The sequence below is a fragment of the Psychrobacter fulvigenes genome (assembly GCF_904846155.1).
Classification (GTDB): Bacteria; Pseudomonadota; Gammaproteobacteria; order Pseudomonadales; family Moraxellaceae; genus Psychrobacter; species Psychrobacter fulvigenes.
This window is the reverse complement of sequence record NZ_CAJGZP010000001.1, coordinates 3,164,456-3,188,519: the sequence shown is the minus strand read 5'-3', so window position 1 is coordinate 3,188,519 and position 24,064 is coordinate 3,164,456. Positions and strand designations below refer to the sequence as shown.

The 24,064-nt window shown below is 43.6% G+C and carries 20 protein-coding genes, 1 tRNA gene and 3 pseudogenes; 9 read left to right on the top strand and 15 right to left on the bottom strand.

The genetic code is table 11. The features are described from left to right. Positions 1-138: 138 nt before the first annotated feature. The 5 genes from JMX03_RS13525 to JMX03_RS13505 all read right to left on the bottom strand — a co-directional run bounded on the left by JMX03_RS13525 (position 139) and on the right by JMX03_RS13505 (position 4,763). Positions 139-1,050 (bottom strand): recombination directionality factor, encoded by a 912-nt coding sequence (locus JMX03_RS13525; RefSeq protein WP_201597390.1) that lies wholly within the window; start codon positions 1,048-1,050, stop codon positions 139-141. A gap of 115 nt (positions 1,051-1,165) precedes the next feature. Beyond that, entirely contained in the window at positions 1,166-2,278 is a 1,113-nt protein-coding gene (locus JMX03_RS13520) for a YqaJ viral recombinase family nuclease (protein ID WP_201597388.1), read from the bottom strand. Positions 2,279-2,395: 117 nt separating this feature from the next. Then, entirely contained in the window at positions 2,396-3,391 is a 996-nt protein-coding gene (locus tag JMX03_RS13515; protein WP_201597386.1) for a DUF932 domain-containing protein, read from the bottom strand. A gap of 23 nt (positions 3,392-3,414) precedes the next feature. Then, on the bottom strand, positions 3,415-3,720 hold the full coding sequence (locus JMX03_RS13510) for a hypothetical protein (RefSeq protein ID WP_201597385.1): 306 nt from the start codon (positions 3,718-3,720) through the stop codon (positions 3,415-3,417). Between the two features lie 128 nt (positions 3,721-3,848). Beyond that, positions 3,849-4,763 carry a YagK/YfjJ domain-containing protein gene (locus JMX03_RS13505; RefSeq protein WP_201597384.1) on the bottom strand — a complete coding sequence of 305 codons (915 nt, stop codon included), beginning with the start codon at positions 4,761-4,763 and terminating at the stop codon, positions 3,849-3,851. A gap of 676 nt (positions 4,764-5,439) precedes the next feature. On the opposite strand from JMX03_RS13505, the pseudogene JMX03_RS13500 reads away from it, so the two are divergent. The 4 genes and pseudogenes from JMX03_RS13500 to JMX03_RS13485 form a co-directional block, all read left to right on the top strand. Then, a pseudogene (locus tag JMX03_RS13500) lies at positions 5,440-6,188 on the top strand (IS5 family transposase). 122 nt (positions 6,189-6,310) lie between these two features. Beyond that, complete coding sequence (locus tag JMX03_RS13495; RefSeq protein ID WP_201597380.1) at positions 6,311-7,033, top strand: hypothetical protein; 723 nt, start codon at positions 6,311-6,313, stop codon at positions 7,031-7,033. 69 nt (positions 7,034-7,102) lie between these two features. After that, entirely contained in the window at positions 7,103-7,759 is a 657-nt protein-coding gene (locus tag JMX03_RS13490) for a hypothetical protein (protein WP_201597378.1), read from the top strand. A gap of 27 nt (positions 7,760-7,786) precedes the next feature. Then, positions 7,787-8,011 (top strand): annotated as a pseudogene (locus JMX03_RS13485) (transposase); the annotation flags it as partial. A 75-nt stretch (positions 8,012-8,086) separates the two neighbouring features. Here the strand turns inward: JMX03_RS13485 and JMX03_RS13480 are convergent. Both JMX03_RS13480 and JMX03_RS13475 read right to left on the bottom strand, forming a co-directional pair. Beyond that, on the bottom strand, positions 8,087-9,448 hold the full coding sequence (locus JMX03_RS13480; RefSeq protein ID WP_201597376.1) for a tyrosine-type recombinase/integrase: 1,362 nt from the start codon (positions 9,446-9,448) through the stop codon (positions 8,087-8,089). A 282-nt stretch (positions 9,449-9,730) separates the two neighbouring features. After that, positions 9,731-9,821: transfer RNA gene (locus tag JMX03_RS13475), tRNA-Ser, on the bottom strand. A 177-nt stretch (positions 9,822-9,998) separates the two neighbouring features. Between JMX03_RS13475 and JMX03_RS13470 the strand changes: the two genes are divergently transcribed. From JMX03_RS13470 to JMX03_RS13460, 3 genes are all read left to right on the top strand, one after another. Next, positions 9,999-10,862, top strand: a complete 864-nt coding sequence (locus tag JMX03_RS13470; protein ID WP_265090484.1) for a DNA/RNA non-specific endonuclease — start codon at positions 9,999-10,001, stop codon at positions 10,860-10,862. 25 nt (positions 10,863-10,887) lie between these two features. Further along, positions 10,888-11,151 (top strand): hypothetical protein, encoded by a 264-nt coding sequence (locus tag JMX03_RS13465; protein ID WP_201573050.1) that lies wholly within the window; start codon positions 10,888-10,890, stop codon positions 11,149-11,151. Positions 11,152-11,357: 206 nt separating this feature from the next. Then, entirely contained in the window at positions 11,358-11,741 is a 384-nt protein-coding gene (locus tag JMX03_RS13460) for a DUF2147 domain-containing protein (RefSeq protein WP_201573053.1), read from the top strand. Positions 11,742-11,904: 163 nt separating this feature from the next. Here the strand turns inward: JMX03_RS13460 and JMX03_RS13455 are convergent, their stop codons facing one another. The 4 genes and pseudogenes from JMX03_RS13455 to JMX03_RS13440 form a co-directional block, all read right to left on the bottom strand. Next, on the bottom strand, positions 11,905-13,167 hold the full coding sequence (locus tag JMX03_RS13455; protein ID WP_201597371.1) for an ammonium transporter: 1,263 nt from the start codon (positions 13,165-13,167) through the stop codon (positions 11,905-11,907). A gap of 138 nt (positions 13,168-13,305) precedes the next feature. Then, on the bottom strand, positions 13,306-13,644 hold the full coding sequence (locus tag JMX03_RS13450; RefSeq protein WP_201573059.1) for a P-II family nitrogen regulator: 339 nt from the start codon (positions 13,642-13,644) through the stop codon (positions 13,306-13,308). Positions 13,645-14,148: 504 nt separating this feature from the next. Then, positions 14,149-15,003 carry a universal stress protein gene (locus JMX03_RS13445; protein ID WP_201597369.1) on the bottom strand — a complete coding sequence of 285 codons (855 nt, stop codon included), beginning with the start codon at positions 15,001-15,003 and terminating at the stop codon, positions 14,149-14,151. A gap of 56 nt (positions 15,004-15,059) precedes the next feature. After that, positions 15,060-16,558: pseudogene (locus JMX03_RS13440) on the bottom strand (SulP family inorganic anion transporter). 681 nt (positions 16,559-17,239) lie between these two features. Between JMX03_RS13440 and murD the strand changes: the two are divergent. Both murD and ftsW read left to right on the top strand, forming a co-directional pair. Then, positions 17,240-18,652 carry a UDP-N-acetylmuramoyl-L-alanine--D-glutamate ligase gene (murD, locus tag JMX03_RS13435; protein WP_201597368.1) on the top strand — a complete coding sequence of 471 codons (1,413 nt, stop codon included), beginning with the start codon at positions 17,240-17,242 and terminating at the stop codon, positions 18,650-18,652. A 168-nt stretch (positions 18,653-18,820) separates the two neighbouring features. Next, positions 18,821-20,017 carry a putative lipid II flippase FtsW gene (gene ftsW / locus JMX03_RS13430; protein WP_201597367.1) on the top strand — a complete coding sequence of 399 codons (1,197 nt, stop codon included), beginning with the start codon at positions 18,821-18,823 and terminating at the stop codon, positions 20,015-20,017. Positions 20,018-20,107: 90 nt separating this feature from the next. On the opposite strand, the gene gluQRS is transcribed toward ftsW, so the two are convergent. The 4 genes from gluQRS to JMX03_RS13410 all read right to left on the bottom strand — a co-directional run bounded on the left by gluQRS (position 20,108) and on the right by JMX03_RS13410 (position 24,030). Beyond that, complete coding sequence (gene gluQRS, locus JMX03_RS13425) at positions 20,108-21,079, bottom strand: tRNA glutamyl-Q(34) synthetase GluQRS (protein WP_227695798.1); 972 nt, start codon at positions 21,077-21,079, stop codon at positions 20,108-20,110. A gap of 187 nt (positions 21,080-21,266) precedes the next feature. Next, positions 21,267-21,707, bottom strand: coding sequence for an RNA polymerase-binding protein DksA (gene dksA / locus JMX03_RS13420; protein WP_201573105.1), 441 nt, complete (start codon positions 21,705-21,707; stop codon positions 21,267-21,269). 422 nt (positions 21,708-22,129) lie between these two features. Continuing rightward, positions 22,130-22,966, bottom strand: a complete 837-nt coding sequence (locus JMX03_RS13415) for a metallophosphoesterase (RefSeq protein ID WP_201597366.1) — start codon at positions 22,964-22,966, stop codon at positions 22,130-22,132. 260 nt (positions 22,967-23,226) lie between these two features. Beyond that, a complete protein-coding gene (locus JMX03_RS13410; RefSeq protein ID WP_201597365.1) occupies positions 23,227-24,030 on the bottom strand; it encodes a metal ABC transporter permease in 804 nt (267 codons plus the stop codon). Positions 24,031-24,064 lie beyond the last annotated feature (34 nt).

The window sequence follows — 24,064 nt, the reverse complement described above, 5'->3', positions numbered from 1 at the left end:
TTCCTCTCATACAGTTAGGGAGACCTATAATTTTTTACCGCATCCCATACCGTCCGGTCGTCTCCGTTTATCTCACATACAAAAAAACAGAGCTGATTACTCAGCTCCTTTTTATGCCGCTTATCTGTCTTAACCGCTTTAACTCACCGCTGTCACACTTTGCCGTAGTCCCTGCTCAATGCTACTCACCTCATGAGTGGCTAGCCCATTTTGCCTGTGTTCTTGCTGCTGTTGATTAGTGTCACTACTCTCGGCTGGGTAAAATTCTTCAATAGCGGCAAGTGCCTCATCACTATCGATCTCAAAGGCTGAGTTCACATACCCTTGTTTGGCGACTTCCTCCAGTGCCGCTTGATCAAAGCCGTGTTCGCTCAGCTCACGATCAATCGCTCCAGCGTGTTGTACTGCATCCTTAAGCGTGACGCCCTCACGCAGGGTTAAGTCCACAAAGTAGATTGGCGTACGATAGCTTTGGGTGGTGCTTTTACCTCTTAGGGTCAATTGCAGCGGTAGACACGACAGTTTGTTGCCTGATACCGCCGCAAAGTAGCTTAAGCGTGCGGCAAGCGTTCTAATACTATTAAAGCCAGTAGTGCGAAAGATAAAGGTACCCAGCTCATCGTCTTCTGATAGATTCACATACAGACGACCATAAGGTTTACAGGCTCCGCCTTGTGCTAGTGGGCAACGATCAGGGGATGGGCAAGGCAACTGCTCAACGCCGTTACTTGTGCGGCGCTGACATTGCTCACCATCGCCGACGCATAACGGTCTGCCTGTTTGCCGATCAAACAAAGTGTATTCAGCACGTAGATTCAGTTCAGGATCGTTAAAGAGCATCCGTACTGGTATTTGTCTGAGCTTATCGGTTGTACCCTTACGCAGCTTTGCATCTAGTGGATGATTGACCCAGCCATCCTTATTCTGCACTTGGCTGGTAATGGTGAATTGATCGTCTTTCGCAGGCAGACGCTTGCCATCTTTGACGATGACACGGCCAATGCTGATTCGACCTAAGACGGGTGGGGTTATGGTTAGACCTTTAATCATAGTGGTATTCCTTGTGTATTTAATAAATTGTTTAAGCCATAAAAAAAGCCCACCTTGAAGGGTGAGCGTTTATGCATTTGATTTTGGTTAATGTATTGATGGCTTCGATTTGTGCTTAATCATTTAACACCACAAAGCGGCGACTGCCACGGCGGGTTTTACTAAACTGATCCATCAGCTCAGGGTGGGCTTTAAGTACTGCCTTGTTATCCAAGCCAATACTGTCTTTCGAGCGCTTCCATGAAATAGCCCCTTTTTCAAACACTGCCACTTCATTATCAGCAATCAGCGTTTGCAGCTGGTGCTTCACCTGATCATGACGCTGCTCTAACTCTTGCATGTAGTCACGATAACTCAGTAATTGCTCAAATAACTTATTGGCACCGTCGTCATCCGTCAGATCAATCTTGCTTGACGGCTTAGGGCTTGGATATAGCAGTTTTAGTGCTTTGGCTGCAGATTCAGAATGATCAGGGGTGGGCGGGGTGTCGGTTTCCACATACTGCCAGAACAGACGCTCATGCTCCACGATGGATTCAATCAAACGCTCGTCACGCTCGACCTTATAAATCTTAGCCTCGTGTCCACACAGCAGCACACAGATATGCGCAGCGCTTTTACCTGTCACTGCTAACTGATGCTGTACTTGGCAAGTCACGTATAACGGCACGCCATGCTTCCACAGCTTAGCGCCATGCTCACCTGTGGTTTTACATTCAAGTATCTGTACTTCGTCACTACCTGTTACGGCATAGTCTAAATTGGCGAGCATAAAAGCTTTATCAGCATCAGGATGCTGCAAGATGGCGTTGACGCGCCGTACCTTATTGCCTGTGTGTTCTTGATAGTACTTAGCGACCATCGGCTCTAAGGTATTGCCCCAATACAAAGGCGAGTACCCTTCAATGCTCTCATCGATGTCTGAGCTCATGCGTCCTGTCTTAATCATCCATAGCTCAAGCATAGAGAGATACGGATGAATACCGCAAGCAGCAGCGGCATCACTACTGCCAATGCCTTGCTTGCGAACGGCTAACCACTCTTCACGACTTAAGTCTTTGGTATTGATCAGACGTTTGGCCGTGGTTGAGGTATTAGATTGATTGGTTTTATCAACAGTCCTATCTTGCTTTAGCGGTGTTGCTGTTGGCTTAACCTTAACCTTAACCGTTGAGCGTTTAGCGCTTAGCTGAGTGCGATTGGTGTTGTGTAAAGCGATCGTGTTCATAGTGAACTCCTTGGACAATTTTATTATTGGTGAGTAATGGCTGTAATGTCTTGAATAGACGGCATAAAAAAACCACGCCCTTGAGCGTGGTTTAATCATTAAGTTTCATACGCTGATTTAGGCGATCATCAATAGCGCTTGCTCTAAGCTTTTATCCTTTAGCTTCGCCCCAGCCCCAAACCACGCAGAATCTAGGCGATGGTCTCGCGACATGGCACGGCGTTCATGATCCACAAATTCTGTCATCGCAGACAGTAGCCCATAAGCGGTGTCTTTAGCAGAGGCCAAATCAGCACCGCGACCTTGACCGTTAAACATCGTCATTACCTGATTCATGGCGCGGGCATTGGGCACCGCTTCTTTCTCCTTCTTAGCGGTATTAAACAGAATCAGGCCATCGTCTTTAACATCGTTAAACACACGGTTTAAGTAATTGGCCGCTTCTGCTTGGGTCACTCGTCGATTGGTTAATTGCTTCATCTCATAGTTAAAGTCATCCCACTGGCTGACGGACACGCCCAATTGCTGCTTGACCTTCTGTGCATCAAAGGTGGTGCTGTGCGGTACTTTCACCACACCGCCGCTGCCATCAGCAAGACTGATTGCTAGGGTGTTATTACACACTACCCGAATATTGGTGAACTGCGCTGTGGTGGCAAGGGTTCCATCACATGCCGTTGCTAGTAACAGATAGCCATGACTGACATCACCGCCACGTAATGTTGCGGATTGACCGGTACGAGCCAATGCCCAGAACTTACAGCCGCCTTTTAAAACGCCTGCGGTTTCTAATTCAAAATCTGCTTGTTCAGTCAGATCGCGATAAAACTCTAAGATCTCATTCGGTTGTACTTCTTGGTAGCGCTGACTGACCACTGATAATGGCTCAAGTGTGTCTGAGCGGTACAATACCTTATTGTTGTCAAAAGGCATAATGAGGTTTTGGCCTTTGTCATTGGTTGCCATGTAGCTGACGTCCGACGACTCAATACGCCAATCCATACCCGCCTCACGTGCCCAGATCTCGATAGGCTGCTTAGGCGATAGCTCTTGCCCTAGTCCATGCCAAGGGGTGTCACCAATGTATGCCATAGTTTCGATTAAATGTGCCATAAGAATATTCCTTGTGTTGTTTATTAAATTGAGGGGATGTAAAAGAGTGATTCATTCACGGCGTGATAAACGTGAGAACACTGATCACAGCGATACTGCTTGTGAGTGATCGGTCGTGTGTGATGAGGTACTGCCTGCTCAATAGCAGTGGCTAAGACACTGCCAAGCACAACACCGATGACAGGGTGGATATTGAGTGACTTACATAAGCCAATACTGAGAGGGACGAGTACTGCAGGTAAGACTGTTTCACTCACCAGTGGGTGACTGGTAGCATCTGTCACCTCATAGACCGCAGTGGACTGACAACGTGGACATACTGGTTTCATAAGTGCTCCTTAAATTTAGGGCATAAAAAAAGGCCTGCACGAGGCAGACCTTGGGAAAGGGAGTATTTAGATCAACCACTCACAAAGCGTGAGCGGTGGTATCTCATGAATGTAGTATGTATTTGAAATTAGTTTGTTATGGGCGGTAATCCACGACGCTTATTTGTACGGTAAATACCATGACCAAAGGTACGCATGTTTGGTAGCCATACTTTTAAATGCTGACCCACCTTATCAGGTTTGGTTAAGTATAATGCCGTACGCACTGCATTCTCGACTTGCTGCGGATTATCTCGGTGGATCATACCAATACCTGATTTGCCATATCGCTCGTAGCGCTGCTTAGCCTCAGCGTCATGGTAGTTATAGTAAGTACCAGTACCTTCAGTGATGCTCTTCCATTTCTCACCGACTTCTTTCGCTAAGTAATAATCACTATTCCTTTCTGAACCATCATAGATGAGCAGTAAGTGACAATGCAGACCGCCATTCTCATACCCTTGCTCTAAAGCCCAAGCGTTACCTTGCAAATGCTCAAAGCATGTCTTCTTATTTCCTATGAAATCTCTGAGCTTAGTCATGTGATCATTGAAGTCTTCTATAGTCACCATATGACTCGTTTCTTTCAGATACATCAAGTCCACTCGAATGAACAACAGCCTTGAGTAGTGATTCAGCAGGTTTCTAACGTAGCTTTCGAGCTTCTTTCTATTCTGACTCTCTTGATAGCGCCAAGCGTTATCCTCGGTCTCAATGTCCTGTTTATAACAAGCTATGTTATTAACGAATTGCTGTGTTTTACTGTGATCCCAAATAACATCAGACGGGTATAAATCACCGACAATAGCATCGGTACTATACACAAATGAGTCGATGGTTTGTGAATAAAATAAATCAGGATTTAGAGTTTCCATGAAGGGGGAATATAAAGCGTTCAAACGATTTCTAATATCGTCAAAATTGACAGATTGAAATACGACGTCTCTAACGAGCCTATCAATATTAGCAATAAGTTGTGATTGATTAATGAGTGAATGTGACATGAGTGTGCTCCATTGATTTTAAGGTTGAGGTTGCTGTTCATAACCATCAATGAAGTGTGTTATTTTTTACTGGTAGGTATTGAGTATTAGTTAATAATATAAATAACCCACTAAGCAGGTTGCGTACCAGTGCAAGTTGCTTTTTTGGGTTGTAATGTTTGGATGCGAGTGAGACGAGAGATTATGAAAATGCGTTAAGAATGGAGTTAGCTTAAAATGAATTACAGTTAATTGGAAACAAATAGTTATAGGTAGCGTTAACCTGGTAAAGAAATTTGGCCCAGTACACCTCCATTTTTAGTAAAGGAATTTTGTTTGTACCCACTCATTATCGGTAAGGTTAGACTAGTGCTATAAGTTGATAACCATTGATCATTTCCGTTGAGTGTTTCCGAAAATAAATTTCGATTTATCGAATTCCTAGTATCGTCAAAATTGACAACACAAACAATTCCATAATGCTCTCTAAGTTTTTTAACTCTTGTGTAAGGAAGCCTAATAATAAGTCGGGATTAATTATAAAAAAATAATTTAGAACACTATAATGCACTATTATATTTAAATAGCTATATTTGGCATATAAACTCGTATACTATCTAGGGCGTGTCATCAATTAGCATAGATATTTCAGAATAAGCTAACTTAGATCGTATTTAGGAATTTGAGCTCAATGACTATGACAAGACGACATGCCCTACGTGATGACCAATGGGAGAGAATTAAAGACATTCTACCTGGTAAACCAAGTGACGTTGGTGTTACTGCAAAGGATAACCGCTTGTTCGTAGAAGCGGTTCTGTACCGTTACAAGACCGGCATACCTTGGCGTGACCTACCTGAACGCTTTGGCGACTTCAGAGTGATTCATACTCGTTTTAGTCGCTGGTCAAAAAAAGGCGTATGGGAGCAGGTTTTTAATCAACTCTCTGAACAATCCGATGACGAATATGCCATGCTAGATGCCACGATTGTTAAAGCCCACCAGCACAGTGCTGGAAAAAAAGGGATCAAGCCATTGGACGCAGCAAAGGTGGACTGACGACTAAAATACATACTCGAACAGATGCGCTAGGCAATCCTACTGGCTTTTATCTAACAGGTGGGGCAGCTCATGATCTGTGTGGCTCAGATGAATTGCTTGATGTCAGTATTAGCCAAACGTGGCTTGCCGATAAAGCTTACGATGCTGATGCCCGCGTTATTGAACCGATTAAAGCAGTGCAAGGTAATGCAGTTATACCATCTAAGTGTCATCGGCTGCAGCCAAGAGACTTCGATAAAGAGCTTTATAAAGCGAGGCACCTAATAGAGAACTTCTTTGCCAAGATTAAGCAGTATCGTGCGATTGCCACTCGCTATGATAAGTTAGCCAGTCATTTCCTTAGTGCCATTCACTTAGTTTCTTGTGTCGTTTGGCTTAATTGATGACACGCCCTAGTATTAACGGCTATTTTTTCTACGTTTTTATTACGGTTATAGGACGTTTTTATGCTTTTATTTCACGTTTTTTTTATGCTAATTAAACCTTGTTTACCGAGTCTATTGTAATGAGTGATCATATTGATATCGTCGAAGAGTTGTACGGAAGTAGGTATAAAGGCAATCCGCTTTGGGAGAATGTAGTCAAGAAACTTACGGTGAGACAAGCCTATGTTTTTTACTATTCTCTTATGCATTTTGAGAAAAACAACATAGCTATAGCCCTAGGTATATTTGACTTACCAGATAAAACTGCAGTACATAAATGCTTAATGGATGCTTTAAAGAAGGAAAATAATCCAAGTGAGGCTGCTCGAATAATCGGCGATAATGCACATACAATACTTATCAATGATAACGATTTGTTATGGATCAGGAATGAGCTACGAGCTGCGTTGTGGCTTAGCTATTTTATTACTGAGATGGAGAATGGAGATAATCGATTACTTTTGGATCTTCTACGATCTACATCTGCAATTGAATTTACAGACCGTTTGATTAAAGTTATAGATATTCGTGGATGCAGTCGTAAGGGTAATAAAACTCTAATTATCAGAGAAGGTTTTGATCAAAATATTCAGTACTTAGACCCTACTCATTCAGTTGCTATCAACAACTATAGAGGCCACTATGTTTCAAACCGTATTGATGATTACAAATTAAACTGGCTAGATAAGTTACCTGAAGACGAAATCGATCTTATTCTTGAAAGGTTTATTGAAGAAAAAATATTATCACTTTATGGTATATTTGTTCCAATAACTAGGAAAGATCATCACCTACCATTTTAGAAAATCGAAGTAATAAAAGCGTCTTTAGATATACAAGGGTTTAGTTATAGATATCACAAGAATAACGAATTGTCACAACCATATACGACTTATTCTTCTGGCTTCGCAACCGAATCACCTGAAGCTGCAAACGCAGGTATCAAACGTAATACCAAGAAAAGGAAGAAGTTTGCAGTTCTTTCTTCTGACGAAATTATTGATTTATTAAAGAAAGCTCATGGTTCACGCGAATATAGAAAAAAAGAATCTAACTCTAAGAACAGTAGCACTTTCAAATTAAATAAAGAGTCGAATGCTATTCTAATAAAATTATCTGAGCAACTAAAAGCTACACCTAAGAAGGCTGTTGAAGCACTTATCAAAAGTGCTAATTTGGAAGATAGGCATGAGTTATTGAAAATCAGCAAGCATATTAGTGGAAGAAGATCTTCTAAAAAAGAGCTTACCAAACCAGGAGAGACTATCGAAGCTGTTGCACCAGAAAAGACTATTGAAGCTGTTGCACCAGAAAAGACTATCGAAGCTATTGAACCTGAAGAAACAGCTAAACTAGAGCAACTAGATAAACTTGAAGAACTAGAGGAAAAAATTATAAATGAAGAGGATAGTCATAATCCATTGCAGCAAATGCAGAAAACGCTCAAGAAGAACAATAATAATCAAATGGACTGGAATTCTAAGAGTCGTCAGCTTACTGCGAACAAACATAAATACAAGAGACACTAGAGTCAGTTCAGAAAGCTAAGCGAATGAAAAGTGATTTATACCACCAATGCGATAGAGTCGCTAAACAGTGTGATTCGGACGGCGGTGAATAAGCGTAAGGTGTTCCCATCTGATCAGGCAGCATTCAAAGTGGTGTACTTAGCCACCCAGCAGGCCTCTAAAAAGTGGTCGATGCCGATTCGTAACTGGACGTCTGCTTTGAATCGCTTTATGATTATGTTTGATGATCGTATCAGTAAGCATTTAATCTAAATGGCAGTTACACAGAATTCGGGATGGGCTCTATGATACAGATTGTTGCGATGAATCCGGCAAGATCGGTTTAGACTACTTTGGACTAGTTAATTGCTGTATATCTTCAGCGCTTAGGCCCTTGTCTATTAGCGCTTTTATTAAAGCATCGCTATCCATATCTGATAGTGATGATTGAGTCCGCTCGTTAAGTGATTTCTCAATCTGCTGCCGCGCTGTCTGAAAGTCTACAACCTCGCCTGTGTCTCTGAGTAGGTCTAAAAAGTCTGCCCAGACCTGCATGATCTTACGGCGCTCCTCTAAATGCTGCGCGTGGTTATAAACCGCACGTATGCTGCTTTTTTTATCATGCGCCATTTGCTTCTCAATGGCGTCACCCATATAGCCAAGCTCATTGAGGTTGGTAGATGCGATATGACGGAAGCCATGTCCAGTTTGTTTACCAGCATATCCTAGTATATCTAGTGCATTATTAATGAATTCCTCACTATAGGGCTGATGCATACCTGTATGGTAAAACACATATTCATACTGCCCTGTGATACCTTTCATCTCTTCTAGTACTGCGAGCATCTGATCTGACAGCGGTACGACGTGTTTACGCGCGATCTTAAGATTATCGATGTCAACACGCCATAAGCGGTTAGCGAAATCGATATGTGCCCATTTCATCATACGTAGCTCAATAGTACGACAAAATGAATAGGCTAAAAATTTCATACCTAAGCGGGTTTGATCATGACCATGATAGCCCTCGATAGCTTGGAGTAGGGCAGGCAGCTCATGGATATCCACATGCTTCATGTGCTGACTTTTGGCTTTAGGGTAGAGTGCTTTTAGATCATCGATTGGGTTTTGGTCAATGATGCGTTCGCGTTTGGCACGTCTTAAAACATTAGCCACCAGATCGATAGTGCGTCTGGTCACCTCACGTGGCGGCTCACCGTCTTTGTTCACACGCTTTTCGATCTCATCTGCCATTGATCGGCAATCTTCAAAGCTCACATCTTTTAGTACGATGCCTTCAAAGTGTGGCAACACGTCTTTATGCATACGGTTATAGTCTTGCTGATAAGTACGAGGCTTGACGTTACGCTGGCGCTCAGCGAGCCATTCTAAGGCGTAGTCATTAAATTTCTGCGCGTGGATATTAGCAAGTTTGTCTTGACGCTTTTTATTTTTTGGATCGATACCGTCAGCTAGCAGAGCCTTTATCTCAGTGTTGGCCTGTCTTGCTTCAGACAATGACATAATGGGGTAGGTGCCAAGCGTCATACGCGTCTGCTTGTTATCAAAGCGATAAGCGCTTATCCATGTTTTTGTGCCCGTACTGCGTACCAAAAGCTGTAGGCCATACTGATCGCTGTATTTGTCAGGACGCGAAGGCGTGCATTTTTCACTTGGTTTAAGCTTGCGGATCTTACTATCGCTTAGCATGTTGGTCTATTCCTGTGGCTACAAGCCATATGATTCAAGCGTTACAACTAAAACGTTGGTCTAAAGCTGAATTATAAAGCCTAAATGTTGGTCTTTTTGAGGTCTAATGAAATCATAGACCAACAGATAGACCAACACAAGTCACGGGATAGATGGGTTATGTTCGGATAGACTGGGAAAACGACAGACATAAAAAAAACGCTAGACGCGTTATATTTAAAGGGTTTAAGATGTATATAGGATAGTTTAGGACAAGCTAGGAAAACTAAGATTTTATAAGATTGGCGGTGAAGGAGGGATTCGAACCCTCGATACGCTATGAACGTATACACACTTTCCAGGCGTGCGGTTTCAGCCACTCACCCACTTCACCGATTTTTGAATGGCTAAGTATAGCGGATAAGATTTGAAATGTCACGGTTTGCGCCTTATCTTTCTTTATTGGTAAACGCCTGCTAGGATAGCGTCTTCGTATTGGCAAGTATAAATGGTAAGAAACCGCATGGTAAGTTTGAATGGGCTCATAGATAGCCTGAAAAGTCGCATAATAATGACAATAGTAACGGTCATGTTGGGTATATTAAGCATGTCATCGGTGTATGCTGATGACTTTACTCAGTGCAACCAGTCTTTTTATGCTGGGATATATCCTGAATTCGTCAATAATAAGCTCAATACCAATACTCATCCGCTGTGTTTTGATGGTTTTGCTGTCATGTACTCTGGTGTCTCACGTACACCGCTCTGGTCAGCAGAGCACTTGACCCGCAAGCGTTTACAGCAAGCTAAGACTATCGACCGTGAGGACAGCTTTCATGAAGAGAGCCGCCTACCAACCTCAGCACGCGCCAAACTATCAGATTATTCAGGCTCTGGCTATGATCGCGGGCACTTAGCGCCGAATGGTGACATGGCCAATCGTAGCCAGCAGTATGACAGTTTTAGTTTGGCCAATATTGCGCCGCAGTCTCCGCGTAACAATCGCTATATTTGGCGTAATATTGAGTCTGCAACGCGCTACCTTACTCAGCAATATGGTGAAGTGTATACGGTAACAGGGGTTGCCTTTACCAATAAAAAAACCAAGCAGCTAGCAGGACGTGTACTGGTACCCAGTCATTTTTTTAAGGCAGTTTATATACCAGCGATTAATCAAGCAGGTGTGTATTACGCGCCAAATGATGAGTCTGAGCGCATAGAAGTTATTAGCATCGACGCGTTAGCCGCCGAGACTGGTATTGACGTTTTGCCTGTGCTGGATCAGCAAACCAAGGCAGAAGCTTTAGATCTACCCTTAAAAGCAGGTGAGGATATAGACGAGTCAGACTCTTCAGGTGAGGAGCCTATATGGCTATTGTTTGTCTGGGCCATACTTGAATGGCTAATGGAGCAACTGCAAGCTAGAAACGCATAGTTTCGTCAATATAGAGGAGAGTACCATGATTGATCCATTTGCGAACAACCATCAAAGTATGCAGATTGGTGAGCTGGTCATAGAGAACCAAGAAGATAAAATTATTATCTATGGTGACATAGATTTATATCTTGATGCGTCAGGGTATGAGCAAGCCAAACAGCTGCATGAGCTCACCAGTAAAATACTGCAAGCTTTTGAAAAATCAGATGAAAATATGAAAAAATCGCTTTCGTCAAAAGAAAAAAATGACCAATCAGATGAAAGTATTGACAATCCCTTCTTGTAACTATTTGATATAGTGATAAATTATAGAGGTGTTAAGCTATAAAGAAATTACTAGGCAAAGTAAAAATTTTGTCTATAATGGATAAATCAATGATATCGCCTGTGTGATTCAAATGACTAATAACTATTAGTAATCGGCAAGCGATAGCATAGGAAAACGCAAAACTATCATGTTTTGAATAATCATTGTAAGAAAGGAGTCGATCTATGAAACTATTTACAAAATCTATGTTAGCAGTTGCTGGTATCAGCATGGCCACTATGGCATTCGCTGCTGATCCGTTAGCCAATACTACTTGGCAGACCTTTGATGACGGCAAGCCTAAGGGTGTGGTCAAAATCACTGAATCGAATGGTGTATTGACCGGTAAGCTCATCAGCACTGTCTCAGAGAAAGGCAAAAAGCACGTTGGCATGACAGTTATTTCTGGTCTAAAAGCTGACGGTGGCGGTAAGTATAGCGGTGGTAATATCACTGATCCTGAGAAAAACAAAACCTATCGTATGACCGCAAGTTTGGAAGGTAATACCCTCAATCTAAAAGGTTACCTAGGCCCATTCTCACGTAGCCAAACGTGGAAAAAGAAGTAAGCCTTTGATGTCTACTCTGCTTGATTGATATATTGTATTAAAAAATACCATAAAAAACCCAGTCAGATAAAAGCAGTCAGTTAAGAATAGTAAAACCCGCATGACCAATCGGTTATGCGGGTTTTTTAGTAGATAAAGCCTGTCGCTTTATCTATTCAAGTAGTTAATGGGTGAATTCAGGATAAGCCTCCATTCCGCACTCTGCTATATCAGCACCTTCGTATTCATGCTCTTCAGATATACGCAAACCAATCACTGCTTTAATAATCGCCCACACAATGGCGCTGGTAATAAATACCCAAGCAAAGATAGTGACTGCACCTACGACTTGACCGATGAAGCTGGCTGAGGAATTAGTAATAGGTACAATTAACAGACCAAAGAGACCGGCAACTCCGTGTACCGAAATAGCACCAACTGGATCGTCGATTTTGATTCTATCTAAAGCCAAGATGGATACAACGACGATGGCGCCAGCGCATATTCCGAAAAGTGTCGCTTGCAACACTGACGGGGTCGAAGGCTCTGCGGTAATCGCGACCAGACCTGCCAATGCACCATTTAAGAGCATGGTTAAGTCTGCTTTGCCGAAGATAGCACGTGCTAGCAGTAAAGCACCAATGGCGCCACCTGCTGCAGCAGCATTGGTGTTTACGAATACCATAGCGACTGAGTTGGCGCTGGCAATATCCCCCAGTTTAAGAACCGAACCACCATTAAAGCCGAACCAGCCCATCCATAAAATAAGCGTACCAAGTGCGGCTAGTGGTAGATTCGCTCCTGGAATCGCACGAATCTCACCGTTAAGACCATACTTGCCTTTACGTGCGCCTAAAAGCAATACACCTGATAGTGCAGCAGCAGCCCCTGCCATATGGACGATACCAGATCCAGCAAAATCAGAAAACCCCATTTCGCTTAAGCTAAACAAGCCCAAGACGTCCTTTTCACCCCAAGTCCAGCTGCCTTCTAAAGGATAGATAAAGCCGGTCATTACAACGGCAAATAGCAAAAAAGCCCAGAGTTTCATGCGCTCAGCAACAGCCCCTGAGACAATTGACATACAGGTAGCGACGAAGACCACTTGGAAGAAGAAGTCAGACGCTGCAGAGTAGACCGAATCCCCATCAAAGCCGTTACTAGCTGACGCTATCAAGGCATCATTTACCAAGGTCTCACCACCTGCTATACCGCTTAGAAAGAGGTTGCCATCATACATAATGGCATAACCGCATATCATGTACATGGTACAAGCGGTGGCGAATAGTGAGATATTCTTAGTGAGAATCTCAACTGTATTTTTTGATCGAACCAAGCCAGCTTCTAACATTGTAAAGCCAGCGGCCATCCACATGACCAGTGCTCCACATACCAAAAAATAAAACGTGTCGAGTGCGTATTGTAGCTCAAAAATCTGACTTTGCATCTTAATTCCCCCTTGAATTGACAATGCGATAGTTAGGCGTGCTTTTAAACGTCCTTCATTGAGCAGTTGCGATCTTTAAATCATACTTGCACCAATAGTGGGCAAGGCTGTTTATCTGTCTAATAGCGTTGAAAGCTATCAGATAGCATCAGGACCTGTTTCACCCGTACGTATACGAATGACTTGCTCAAGTGGCGTGACAAAAATCTTGCCATCGCCGATTTTACCGGTGCTGGCGATGCGAGTGATGGCTTCAATTGCAGGCTCAACCATCTCATCAATGACGGCGACTTCGACTTTCACTTTAGGCAAAAAGTCCACCACGTATTCAGCACCGCGATACAGCTCGGTATGTCCTTTTTGACGACCAAACCCTTTAACTTCAGTGACGGTAACGCCTTTAACGCCAATGTCAGATAACGCTTCACGTACGTCATCGAGCTTAAATGGTTTTAGAATCGCAGTGATTAGCTTCATAAGAAACTTCCTTATTTAAATGATGTCGCAGGTTATTGCAGACTTTTAGAGCATCATGCCTTTACCATGCTTACAGTAAGTTATTCAAGAAATGTGCCAAAGATCCTCAAGGGGGAGAATCGCTTGGGCTTAATTGCTTCTTAAATGACTACTGTTATGGGTACATAATGCAAGAATGACGGATGAAGACCCCAATAAAAATACAGCCAATATAGAACAAGTGCAGTGGAGTCGCCTGCGACGTTAGATTCAACGAGGGCTTTATTATAACCAACTTTTTCGTGTTGCGGGGAGGCTATCCTGTGATGAATTGCTAAAAAATAGCAAGTATAGAGCAGCTTATAGAGAGGTTTGTGGTGATAGTACAAGATACGCGAAAAGTGTACGCTGCTCTAATGGCAAAAACCTAGAGCAGAATGTACAAGAATATTAAAAATGGGATTGCCGCAGTTATGATAACAAAGCCTGAAGGCTAGAGGTTATAAGGGATGAGAAACCAAAGTATTAAGTTTTAGGAAACAGTAGATAAGAGGTTTTGGTGCTACCCAATAGCTTTTCAGTGTCGCTGCCTCGCAGCAGCTCACGTAGCCGTGATTGACCAAAGGCACCTGACATCAGAAGGTCGATGTCGTGCTCGCTTTGATAGTAGTTTAAGGCAGCGCTAACATCGCGGCAGTCTAGTAAGGATTTTTTGCAATTGATACCTGCTTGCTTGAGGCGGGCATAAGCTTCACGCAGCGCGTCGCAGTTTTCAGAGTTTTCTTTACCAACCATGACGATATGAATGGTTAACGCGCGTACAAGTGGCGTCTTACATAACCAATTCAACATTTTGTGGGAGGTAGCACGGTTATCAAAAGCAAATAGTGCACTCTTTGGGGGCGCAAATGTTGTGTGAGTCACCAAAATAGGGCACAGACTTGGGCGTATGAGTTGACCCAACGTAGATCTGCAGGTGACATGATGGCCAATGACAATGAGCTGTGACATTTCATCGACATAATCAATGCTCTCGCTCAGGGTTTCATGTCGATGCAGGCTGTAGACCTTGCGCTTGTGCAAATGTTGCTCACAATAGGCTGCTGCTTGATGTAAGAGCAGTCGACCTTGCGCCTTGAGCTCAGAGTTGCCTTGATGCTCATGACTGGTAAAGTTATCCAGCAGCGCACTTTCATCATCGATATTCAAACAACCTGAATAATTTATAGCGGCCTTTTGTTGCAAGCTTGGTACGGCATGAAGTAGCCCAATGGGTGCTTGCAGGCGCGTAGACGCCCACATGCTAGCATCCAATACCGCTTGCACATGATCAGGACAATCTAAACAAGCAATCACACTGTCTGGTTTTAAGTTACTCATAAGGCAACCACATTATCTCAATAATAAAAACACGGTCAAATTCCGCAGATTACGCTCTAGTCTAATAGGCCGATATCACGGCGATCATGGACAGAGAAGCGATCAATGAGGGTGCGACTGGCACTATTCAAGCCAACCACCTTGACATCTATTCCCTCGCGTTGCAAGCGCATGACCAGCTTGTCCAAAGTATCCACGGCAGTCACATCCCAAAAGTGTGCTTTACTCACATCAATTTGAACGTTATCGAGCGCCTCTTTGGTATCAAAGCTATCAAGAAACTGGGTGGTGGAGGCAAAGAATACTTGACCTTGTACATAGTAGTATCGAGTATTATTGCTGTCATCATACTCACTAAATATGGTCAAGAACTGCCCAATCTTATTGGCAAATGACAAGGCAGACAGTAACACGCCGACGCCGACACCGTAAGCAAGGTTATGAGTAAATACGGTGGTCAAAACGGTTGCTAACATCACGATATTAAATGACATCGGATGCGTTTTGAATTCACGGATAGACTGCCAGTTGAAGGTACCAATAGAGACCATGATCATGACTGCGACTAACGCGGCCATTGGTATTTGACTGACCCAGTCGCTCAAGAATACCACCATGATCAGTAACACCACACCTGCTATCAAGGTCGACAGACGGGTACGCCCGCCAGACTTTACGTTGATCATCGATTGGCCAATCATCGCACAACCAGCCATACCGCCAAAGAAGCCTGAGACGACGTTGGCAATACCTTGACCACGGCACTCACGGTTTTTATCACTTGGCGTGTCTGTTAGCTCATCGACGATAGTAGCGGTCATCATAGACTCAAGCAAACCGATAACAGCCAGTGCAATAGAGTAGGGTGCAATGATTAATAGTGTGTTGAGGTTGAGCGGAATATCTGGAAACAAAAATACAGGCAGGGTATCTGGTAAGTCGCCCATATCGCCGACATTACGGATATCTAGTCCCATGTATAGAGCCACTGCGGTTAGACCCACGATACAGATGAGCGGCGAGGGAACGACGCGTCCAATTTTGGGAATCAGTGAAACAGATAGATAATAGCCAAGCCTGCTGCCGTCATCATATATACTGTCATGCCAACCCGTTCAGTCGCTGGGTTCAGCTCTGGTAGCTGCGCGGCAAATATCAAAATCGCTAAAGCGTTGACGAAGCCAATCACCACTGAACGAGAGACAAAGCGCATCAGGTTACCAAGTTTTAAGATACCCATTACAATTTGAATACCACCGCACAATAACGTAGCGGCAAGCAAGTATTGTAGACCATGGTCAGCAACCAAATCTACCATGACCAGTGCCATAGCCCCTGTCGCTGCTGAAATCATCCCAGGACGACCACCGACGAAGCTAATCACCACCGCGATACAAAACGAGGCATACAGCCCAACTTTTGGATCGACACCAGCGATAATAGAAAAAGCAATGGCTTCTGGAATCAATGCCAGTGCGACCACTATTCCCGACAGAGTATCGCCGCGTATATTGGAGAACCATTCGTCATGCAAATTATCAAAAAGAGACGTCATAATTAAACTACATATAGTTAAGGGCAAAAAAGTAATCGTTATCTGGTAGGCGTATCACTCATAGACAATAATAGTCTATGGACAATACCGACCACTCAGACTTTCATTACCACGTCGCTTAACAAATCAATACTGTTAAGCGGTCTTGCACTTGCATTATCCTCAGAGGTTATATAAAGCTTATCAAAGCTTCGTAACTAAAATGGCTACTGAAGCATTTACCGTATTGCCGATAGTAAAATTTGATAAAAAACTTAAGGTAGTGCATAAATGACCACGATGAATGATCGTGGTAGATAGAGTGTCAGATAAGGTAGGCAAAACAAACATAAACATGCGTTTGCCGCAATGTCATGACGTAGTGAGCAGTTGCTGAATATGGCGAGACCATCACATGATAAAGGTCACATCATGCTAAACTGGCACACAAAATGAAATGTCCAGTTCAAACTTCAGTAACTTAATATAAAATTATGCGCATAATAGCACAAAGTGGCAAAAAAGCAGTACCGAAAAATGAACGATACCGTTATGATGCTCACTGTCAATTTAATAATTCTGTGTTTACCACACCTGTTTTATAATGGTTGCATACAGATTTAGACAATCGCTGATTTTCGATAGCGGATGACATGGCGTTATAAGGCACTATAGCTAAAAAGCACTATAAAAGGAAAGTATATGACAACCCTCGCAACACCAGAAACACTCATCCATAAAGGCGATGGTCTACAAGTGGTGGTCGGATTAGGGCAGTCAGGGTTGTCAGCTGCGCGTTATCTGAGCGAAAAAGGCTACCGAGTAGCGGTCACCGATAAGCAATCCGCACCTGCATTGGCGAAAGAGCTACCTGCAGCGGTTGAGATTCGGCTGTTCGGTGCGATTGATGCAGAGCTGCTGCAACAAGCGGCACGTATTATTATCAGCCCTGGTATCTCTTTAGAAACGGACGCTGTTGCTGCCGCACGGCAAGCTAATATTCCTGTAGTAAGCGATATTCAGCTGTTTTGTGAAGCCTGTGAGGTACCCATAGTAGCTATTACAGGCTCCAATGCCAAAAGCACCGTGACGACTTTGGTAGGAGAGATGGCTGCTGATGCCGGCATCAATGTTGGTGTTGGCGGAAATATTGGCGTGCCAGCATTGAGTCTGCTGTCTAATAGTGATATGACTTTGGCTGTGCTTGAACTATCCAGTTTTCAGTTAGAGACTGTGACCAATTTGGGTGCACAGGTGGCGACTGTTCTCAATATGTCGCCTGATCATCTGGATCGCCATGGCGATATGCTGGGTTATCATCAAGCCAAACATCGCATCTTTCAAGGTGCCAAGTCGGTAGTGATTAACCGTGAAGACGCCTTGACGCGGCCTTTGGTCGCTGACAATTTGCCGCGAATAAGCACAGGTATCCATGCTCCTGACAAAGGTCAATATGGCTTGATTACGGATCCTGACGGTCAGATTTATTTGGCGCGTGGCACAGAGCGTTTATTATCCGCTGACAAGCTGCTAGTCAAAGGCCGCCATAATCTGTTAAATGCGCAAGCGGCTCTTGCATTGGGCGAGCTTGCTGGACTGCCTCTTGATAGTATGCTTAGTACTTTACAGCGCTTTACAGGTCTTGAACATCGTTGTCAGTACGTGGCGAGCGCTGCAGGTATTGATTACTTCAATGACTCAAAGGGCACCAATATTGGTTCGACCATGGCCGCCATCGAAGGGCTAGGGGCAGTCTATGCTCCCAAAGATGGTAAGCTGCTATTGATATTAGGTGGTCAAGGCAAAGGACAGCAGTTTGGTGAGTTGACGCCTCTGATTAACCACTATGTCAGCCAAGTATTATGCATCGGTGAAGACGGCAAGCAAATTGAGCAGCATCTACGCGCTGCAGAGTTAAGCGATGAGGTGGTGCTACATCAGTGTCAAACGCTAGAGAGTGCGTTTGCAACCATTGAACAGCTTACGGCTAGTAGCTTGTCGCAAGTAAAAGCAGTGCTGCTATCACCAGCCTGTGCCAGCTTTGATCAGTATGCCAGCTACGCTGCACGTGGCGAACACTTTATTCAACTGGTCGAGCGAGTGGTTGGTTGCTAATAACAATCCTGCTGATACTGCTATTGAATATTAATAATGGCAGTATAAATGATTGTTTTGGTTATGAATTACTGCTACTGTCAACAACGGAATAGCTGACTTTTAAAGTCTCAACGGTGGCGTTTTATAAACGCCGTGTTTTTTGTTTGTTAGTGTACTTAAAATATTATGGCGCTCTCTTTTCTTTCTCGTTTTTCGCAAAATTCTCGCTCAATTTCTGACTCAGATGGTATTCTGTCTTGGCCTTCAGCCCGCGCTATATTATTGTCTAGTGTCGGTTGTATGATGGTACTCAGCTTGTTAATGGTTGCTTCTGCTTCCATTCCTTTCGCGCTCAGTCGCGGAATGACAGAGTTGCATTTCTTTGAGAACCAACTGCTATATATGGGTATTGGCTTGCTTGCTGCAGCGATACCCTATTACTTTGTACCATTAAAAACACTGTATCAAACCGAGACACAGTTTATATTATTGGCAGTGACGGGTGCGCTGCTGGTGGCAACACTCTTTGGTACGCCGATTAATGGCTCAAAACGCTGGTTAGACTTAGGAGTGATTAACTTTCAGGTTGCAGAGTTAGCGAAGCTGGTCGTTGTGGTATTTGTGGCCGACTTTGTGGTGCGACGCTCTTTTGAAGTACGTAACGGCTGGGATGGCTTTTTGCGGATCTCTTTAGTCATCGGCTTACTCACCTTTTTACTATTATTACAGCCTGATTTTGGTTCTTTAGTTGTGATTGTGGGCACAGTATTCGCGATATTTTATATTGCTGGTGCTCCGTATAAACAGTTTGTCGCACTTGCAGCCGTCGTTGGTGTATTGGGTGTGCTGGCAGTCACGATGGTGCAGTATCGCCTGACACGGGCATTATCTTTTTTAGATCCCTTTGATGATATTCAAGACACTGACTATCAGCTAGCACGCAGTTTAATTGCCTTTGGACGCGGGGAGTTTACAGGGGTGGGCTATGGCGAAAGTGTACAGAAGCTCGCGCATTTACCTGAGGCACATACAGACTTTTTATTAGCCATCACGGGTGAAGAGTTAGGATTCGTCGGTGTGTCGATGGTTCTCATATTAGAAGCACTTATCATCGGTAGCGCCATGCGCATCAGTTATAATGCGCTAAAACGCCGGCAAATGCGTATGAGCTATACTGCTTTTGGTATTGGGATTATTTTTATTGCGCAAACGATTATTAACGCGGCAATGAACATGGGTGCGATGCCAACCAAAGGTCTGACTATGCCATTCTTTAGTTATGGTGGCTCCTCGATGCTCATCAGTCTGGTGATGGTGGCATTGCTGCTCAAGATCAATAAAGAAAGCCCGCAAATAGAAAAGAGCCAGTGTCGCTACTTTTAAAAAACTGTTTTTTAAAGAGAATGGTTTGAATAGGCAGATTTTAAAAAATTTGGTTATAAAAAAGCGTCGCTATCAGCGGCGTTTTTCTATTTAGGAGCTGGCTATAGTTAAAGACAGCTTATTTTGTAAAGGGGTATTATCCCACTGTTCAATAGCTTGCTCTAGCATACGTGCTGGCGTATCCATCTCAACGGTGGGTTGCTGCAGTAATTGCAAAGCGGTGGCAATAAGCTCGCTGGGCCTACTTGTATCGATGGGCTGAGCTAGGTTTTGTTTAGAGAGCTTTTGCCCATCAGGGTTGCGTATCAGTGGCAAATGGTACCAGTAGTCTATTGCAGGCAGATTAGCTGCATGCATGATGCTGATTTGAGCAGTGGTCATCGGTAAGATGTCTAACCCACGCATGATATGGCTGACCTGTTGTAGCCCATCATCGATACTTGCTGCCAAAATATAGTTGATCATCCCATCTTGGCGGCGTACCACCATGTCACCCAAGCTCTGCTGTGGATTATGCCATTGCATGCCTTGGATACCATCCATAAAACCTATGGCGTAATCAGGCAGTTGGATACGCTGCTTATGCTTATTTTTATCAAGGTTGGCATCTATACAGCAGCGAGGATAACGCTGCGTATCAGCAGGATTTTTGCTGCTACTATGCGAGTTAGCATTTTCTAATATAGCATGCCGTTTCCAGTATTGTGCCAAGCTTTTACGCGAGCACTGGCAGCCGTAGGTTAATGGTGCAAGCTGTGATGATAGATAGTCATTATAGATATCGATACGCTCAGACTGGTAAATGACATCATCATCCCAGTGTAAACTGATCGCTTTTAAATCCATTAGAATTTGTTCACTGAACTGTCGGTCACAGCGTTCAGTATCGGTATCTTCGATACGCAATAGCCACTTACCACCCAAGGATTTGATATGACAAAAGCTTGCCAGCGCTGTGGTCAGTGAGCCAAGGTGCAGCTCGCCCGTCGGCGAAGGAGCGAAGCGGCCTACAGGACGTATAGACTGGAGTGAGTGATTTGTATTGATATTTAATGAATTCAAAGTGAGTAGCTATCAAAAAAAAGTATGACAACAGGATAAATAAAACAGTTATGAAAAGCTATTTATTAAACTTATCTGTTTTGTTAGTCGATTCTATAAATAACCGCATATATATGAATGCAAAAAAGCGACCATGATGGTCGCTTTCGTCATATTTATATGAAGCATTTACAAATACAGCGTACTTCTAGGTATGACCTTGGTTTTGACGCTCTTTCATTTCGGACAGAGTTTTGCAGTCAATACATTGAGTCGCTGTTGGACGCGCTTCCAAACGGCGTAAGCCAATCTCTACGCCGCAGGTCTCACAAAAACCATAGTCGTCACCTTCGATTTCAGCGATAGACTTATCGATTTTACGAATCAATTTACGCTCACGGTCACGTGTGCGTAGCGCGAGGGCGAACTCTTCTTCTTGAGTGGCGCGATCATTGATATCTGGCATCGCACTGGATTCGTCTTGAATATAAGTTTTAGTGCGGTCAGCCTCGCCAATAAGCTGGCTTTTCCAATCCAATAAAATAGTTCTAAAGTGCTCTAACTGCGCATCAGACATATATTCTTCGTCTTTGGCAGGCACATAAGGGGTGAATTTAACATCACTTGGATTTGTAGTTACAGTGCTCATATGGGTATCCTAGTTTTTCAAATTAATTCAACAAAACGACATTTACAAAAGACAAGAACTCAGCATTTTCAATGAATACTATAGTCTGTCTCTTACAGAACGTTTCACCACGTGGTAACGCAAGTAACACAGAGGATCTCATGATATGTTTATATCGGTGTATCACTTATCGTGATTGCCGATTGCGAAATCTTGGCTGGTGGTTGTCGTAGCTATCCTAGCCATTATTTTGTTGCCTAACATTTGACGTTAGACCTTCCTGTTTTCTTAGTTGTTTGTATAACGTGAGTATATTTGCAGTATCGGTTATTTTACTCTGCTTGCCTAGTACTATTTTTAACGGGTCATTCTATGTTAATTTTCAAGAGCTTACTAGCATTTTAGCACAGTGGTAAATTGACCCCATCCCATAAGACTGGGCATCAAGTATCTAATCTCTTAATCCAACTTGCAACCCGTCCAGTGTTGGCTAATTGCAACCAACGGTAGCCAGGCTGGGCATCCTTATCATAAGCAAAGTCATCTTCATAAGGCTGGAACTGGTAGCAGGTTGACGGCGTAGTATAGGCAGTCACGCCATTATAGTCGCGCGTTTGCTCTTGATGCGTATGACCACTCACAATGACCTTTAACTGTTTAAATGCGGACATCCTTCGCCAAAACTCGGCGGTGTTTTCTGCGATATGGGCATCTATCCATTCTGACTGCATCGGCAACACATGATGATGCAGTACTATCAGAGCTGGCTTATCACAGGTGTTCAATTGCGTACACAGCCAATCAATATCAAGGTCAGTAATCTCACCTGCTATCTTGCCAGCGACTGCGGAATTAATTAATAGCAATTGCCAGTATTCAGTATCAATGACATGCTGGCTTAAAAGACGTTTATCTGCTGTTTTTGCGACGAGCTTACGCTGAGAAAATGGAAGATGACTATCAATTTCATCAGTCACGTCATGATTACCCGCAATGCAAGCAAAGGGGATGTTTGTGGCGCTGAGTACCTCGAAAATATAATCGTAAATAGAGGTCTTAACTTCATTTACTAAGTCACCAGTGACTAAAATCAAATCACAACGAATATCTTCACTTAACGCTTGTTCAATAACAGCTTCAAAGCTCTGTCGACAGTGACGTTTAGATGCTACATCTTCATCTGTTATATCGTCAATGCTCGCCAAATGCATGTCCGTGATCTGCAGTACATTCACTTGCTCGTCAGGTGATAAGATAGTGCGAGCAGGGTACTGTGGCATAGACTTTATCCTTTATGAGCTAGAAAATATCACAGGCTCAAACAGCTAAGACGCCCTCAAAAATGGAGATAAACCGTAAAACTATCATCGTGAGTTTTATCAGTCATAGCTGTATGAGCGGCTACTGCTGATATACGGCGCTATATAAGCGAGTTTATAGCATATATTTTATAAAATCTCTAGTGATAATTATCAAATAAAGTTTACTTTTCCTAAACTACTTTTCTAAGGACAAAGCCCTAAAGACAGAGATAGCGGCTCTAATGTTGCTGCGTCCCGAGCTTAGAGAGGATAAGCGCGGCAAAAAACAAGATAGCCAGCACCAATACAATGGCAAGTCCAGTCTGTATATCTAGCCAAATGCTACCCCAAACGCCTAAGGTTACGCCTACTTGTGCGATGATGAGTGCAAAGATGACCATCTGTCTGGGGGCGGTTGACCATAAACGGGCAGTGAGTGCGGGTAGTACCAGTAAGCCACTGATCAGTAAGCTACCAACTGCTTGCAAGGCAATCGCGCAAAACCCTGCTAGTACGCCCATAAAGAATAGTCGTTGTTTGGTGGGGTTGATACCTTGGATTCGGGCTAGGGCTTCATGGGTTGCTAGTTTTAACTGTGCAGGCCAGATATAAATTAAGAACCCTAAGCCTAGCAGTATGCTAGCAGCAAGGAGTGGCAAGTCAGCCCAATCAAGCTCAAGTAAGTTTCCAAATAAGAAGCCTAATACATTTGCTTGTTGGTCAGTCAACTGGGTTAAGGTGAGGAGACCCAAACATAATAATGAAACGGCCAGCACTGCCAGTACGGCATCAATGGGCAGGCGCTCATCGTCTATCAAAACCAGTCCTGCGACTACCATGACACTGACGAGCACAATACCCATGCCCATTGGTAGCTGCCACCAGACGGCAAGCCCGACTCCAAGTAGAGTGCCATGTGCTAAAGCATCAGCAAAAAACGCCATGCGTCGCCATAATACCAAGCAGCCAAGCGGCGCTGATAATAGACCTAAAATACTGCCGGCAATCCAGGCAGGGGCAATGATGGCTAACCAAGCAGTCATAACAGGTGTTGTCCGTTAAATTATTATTTTATAG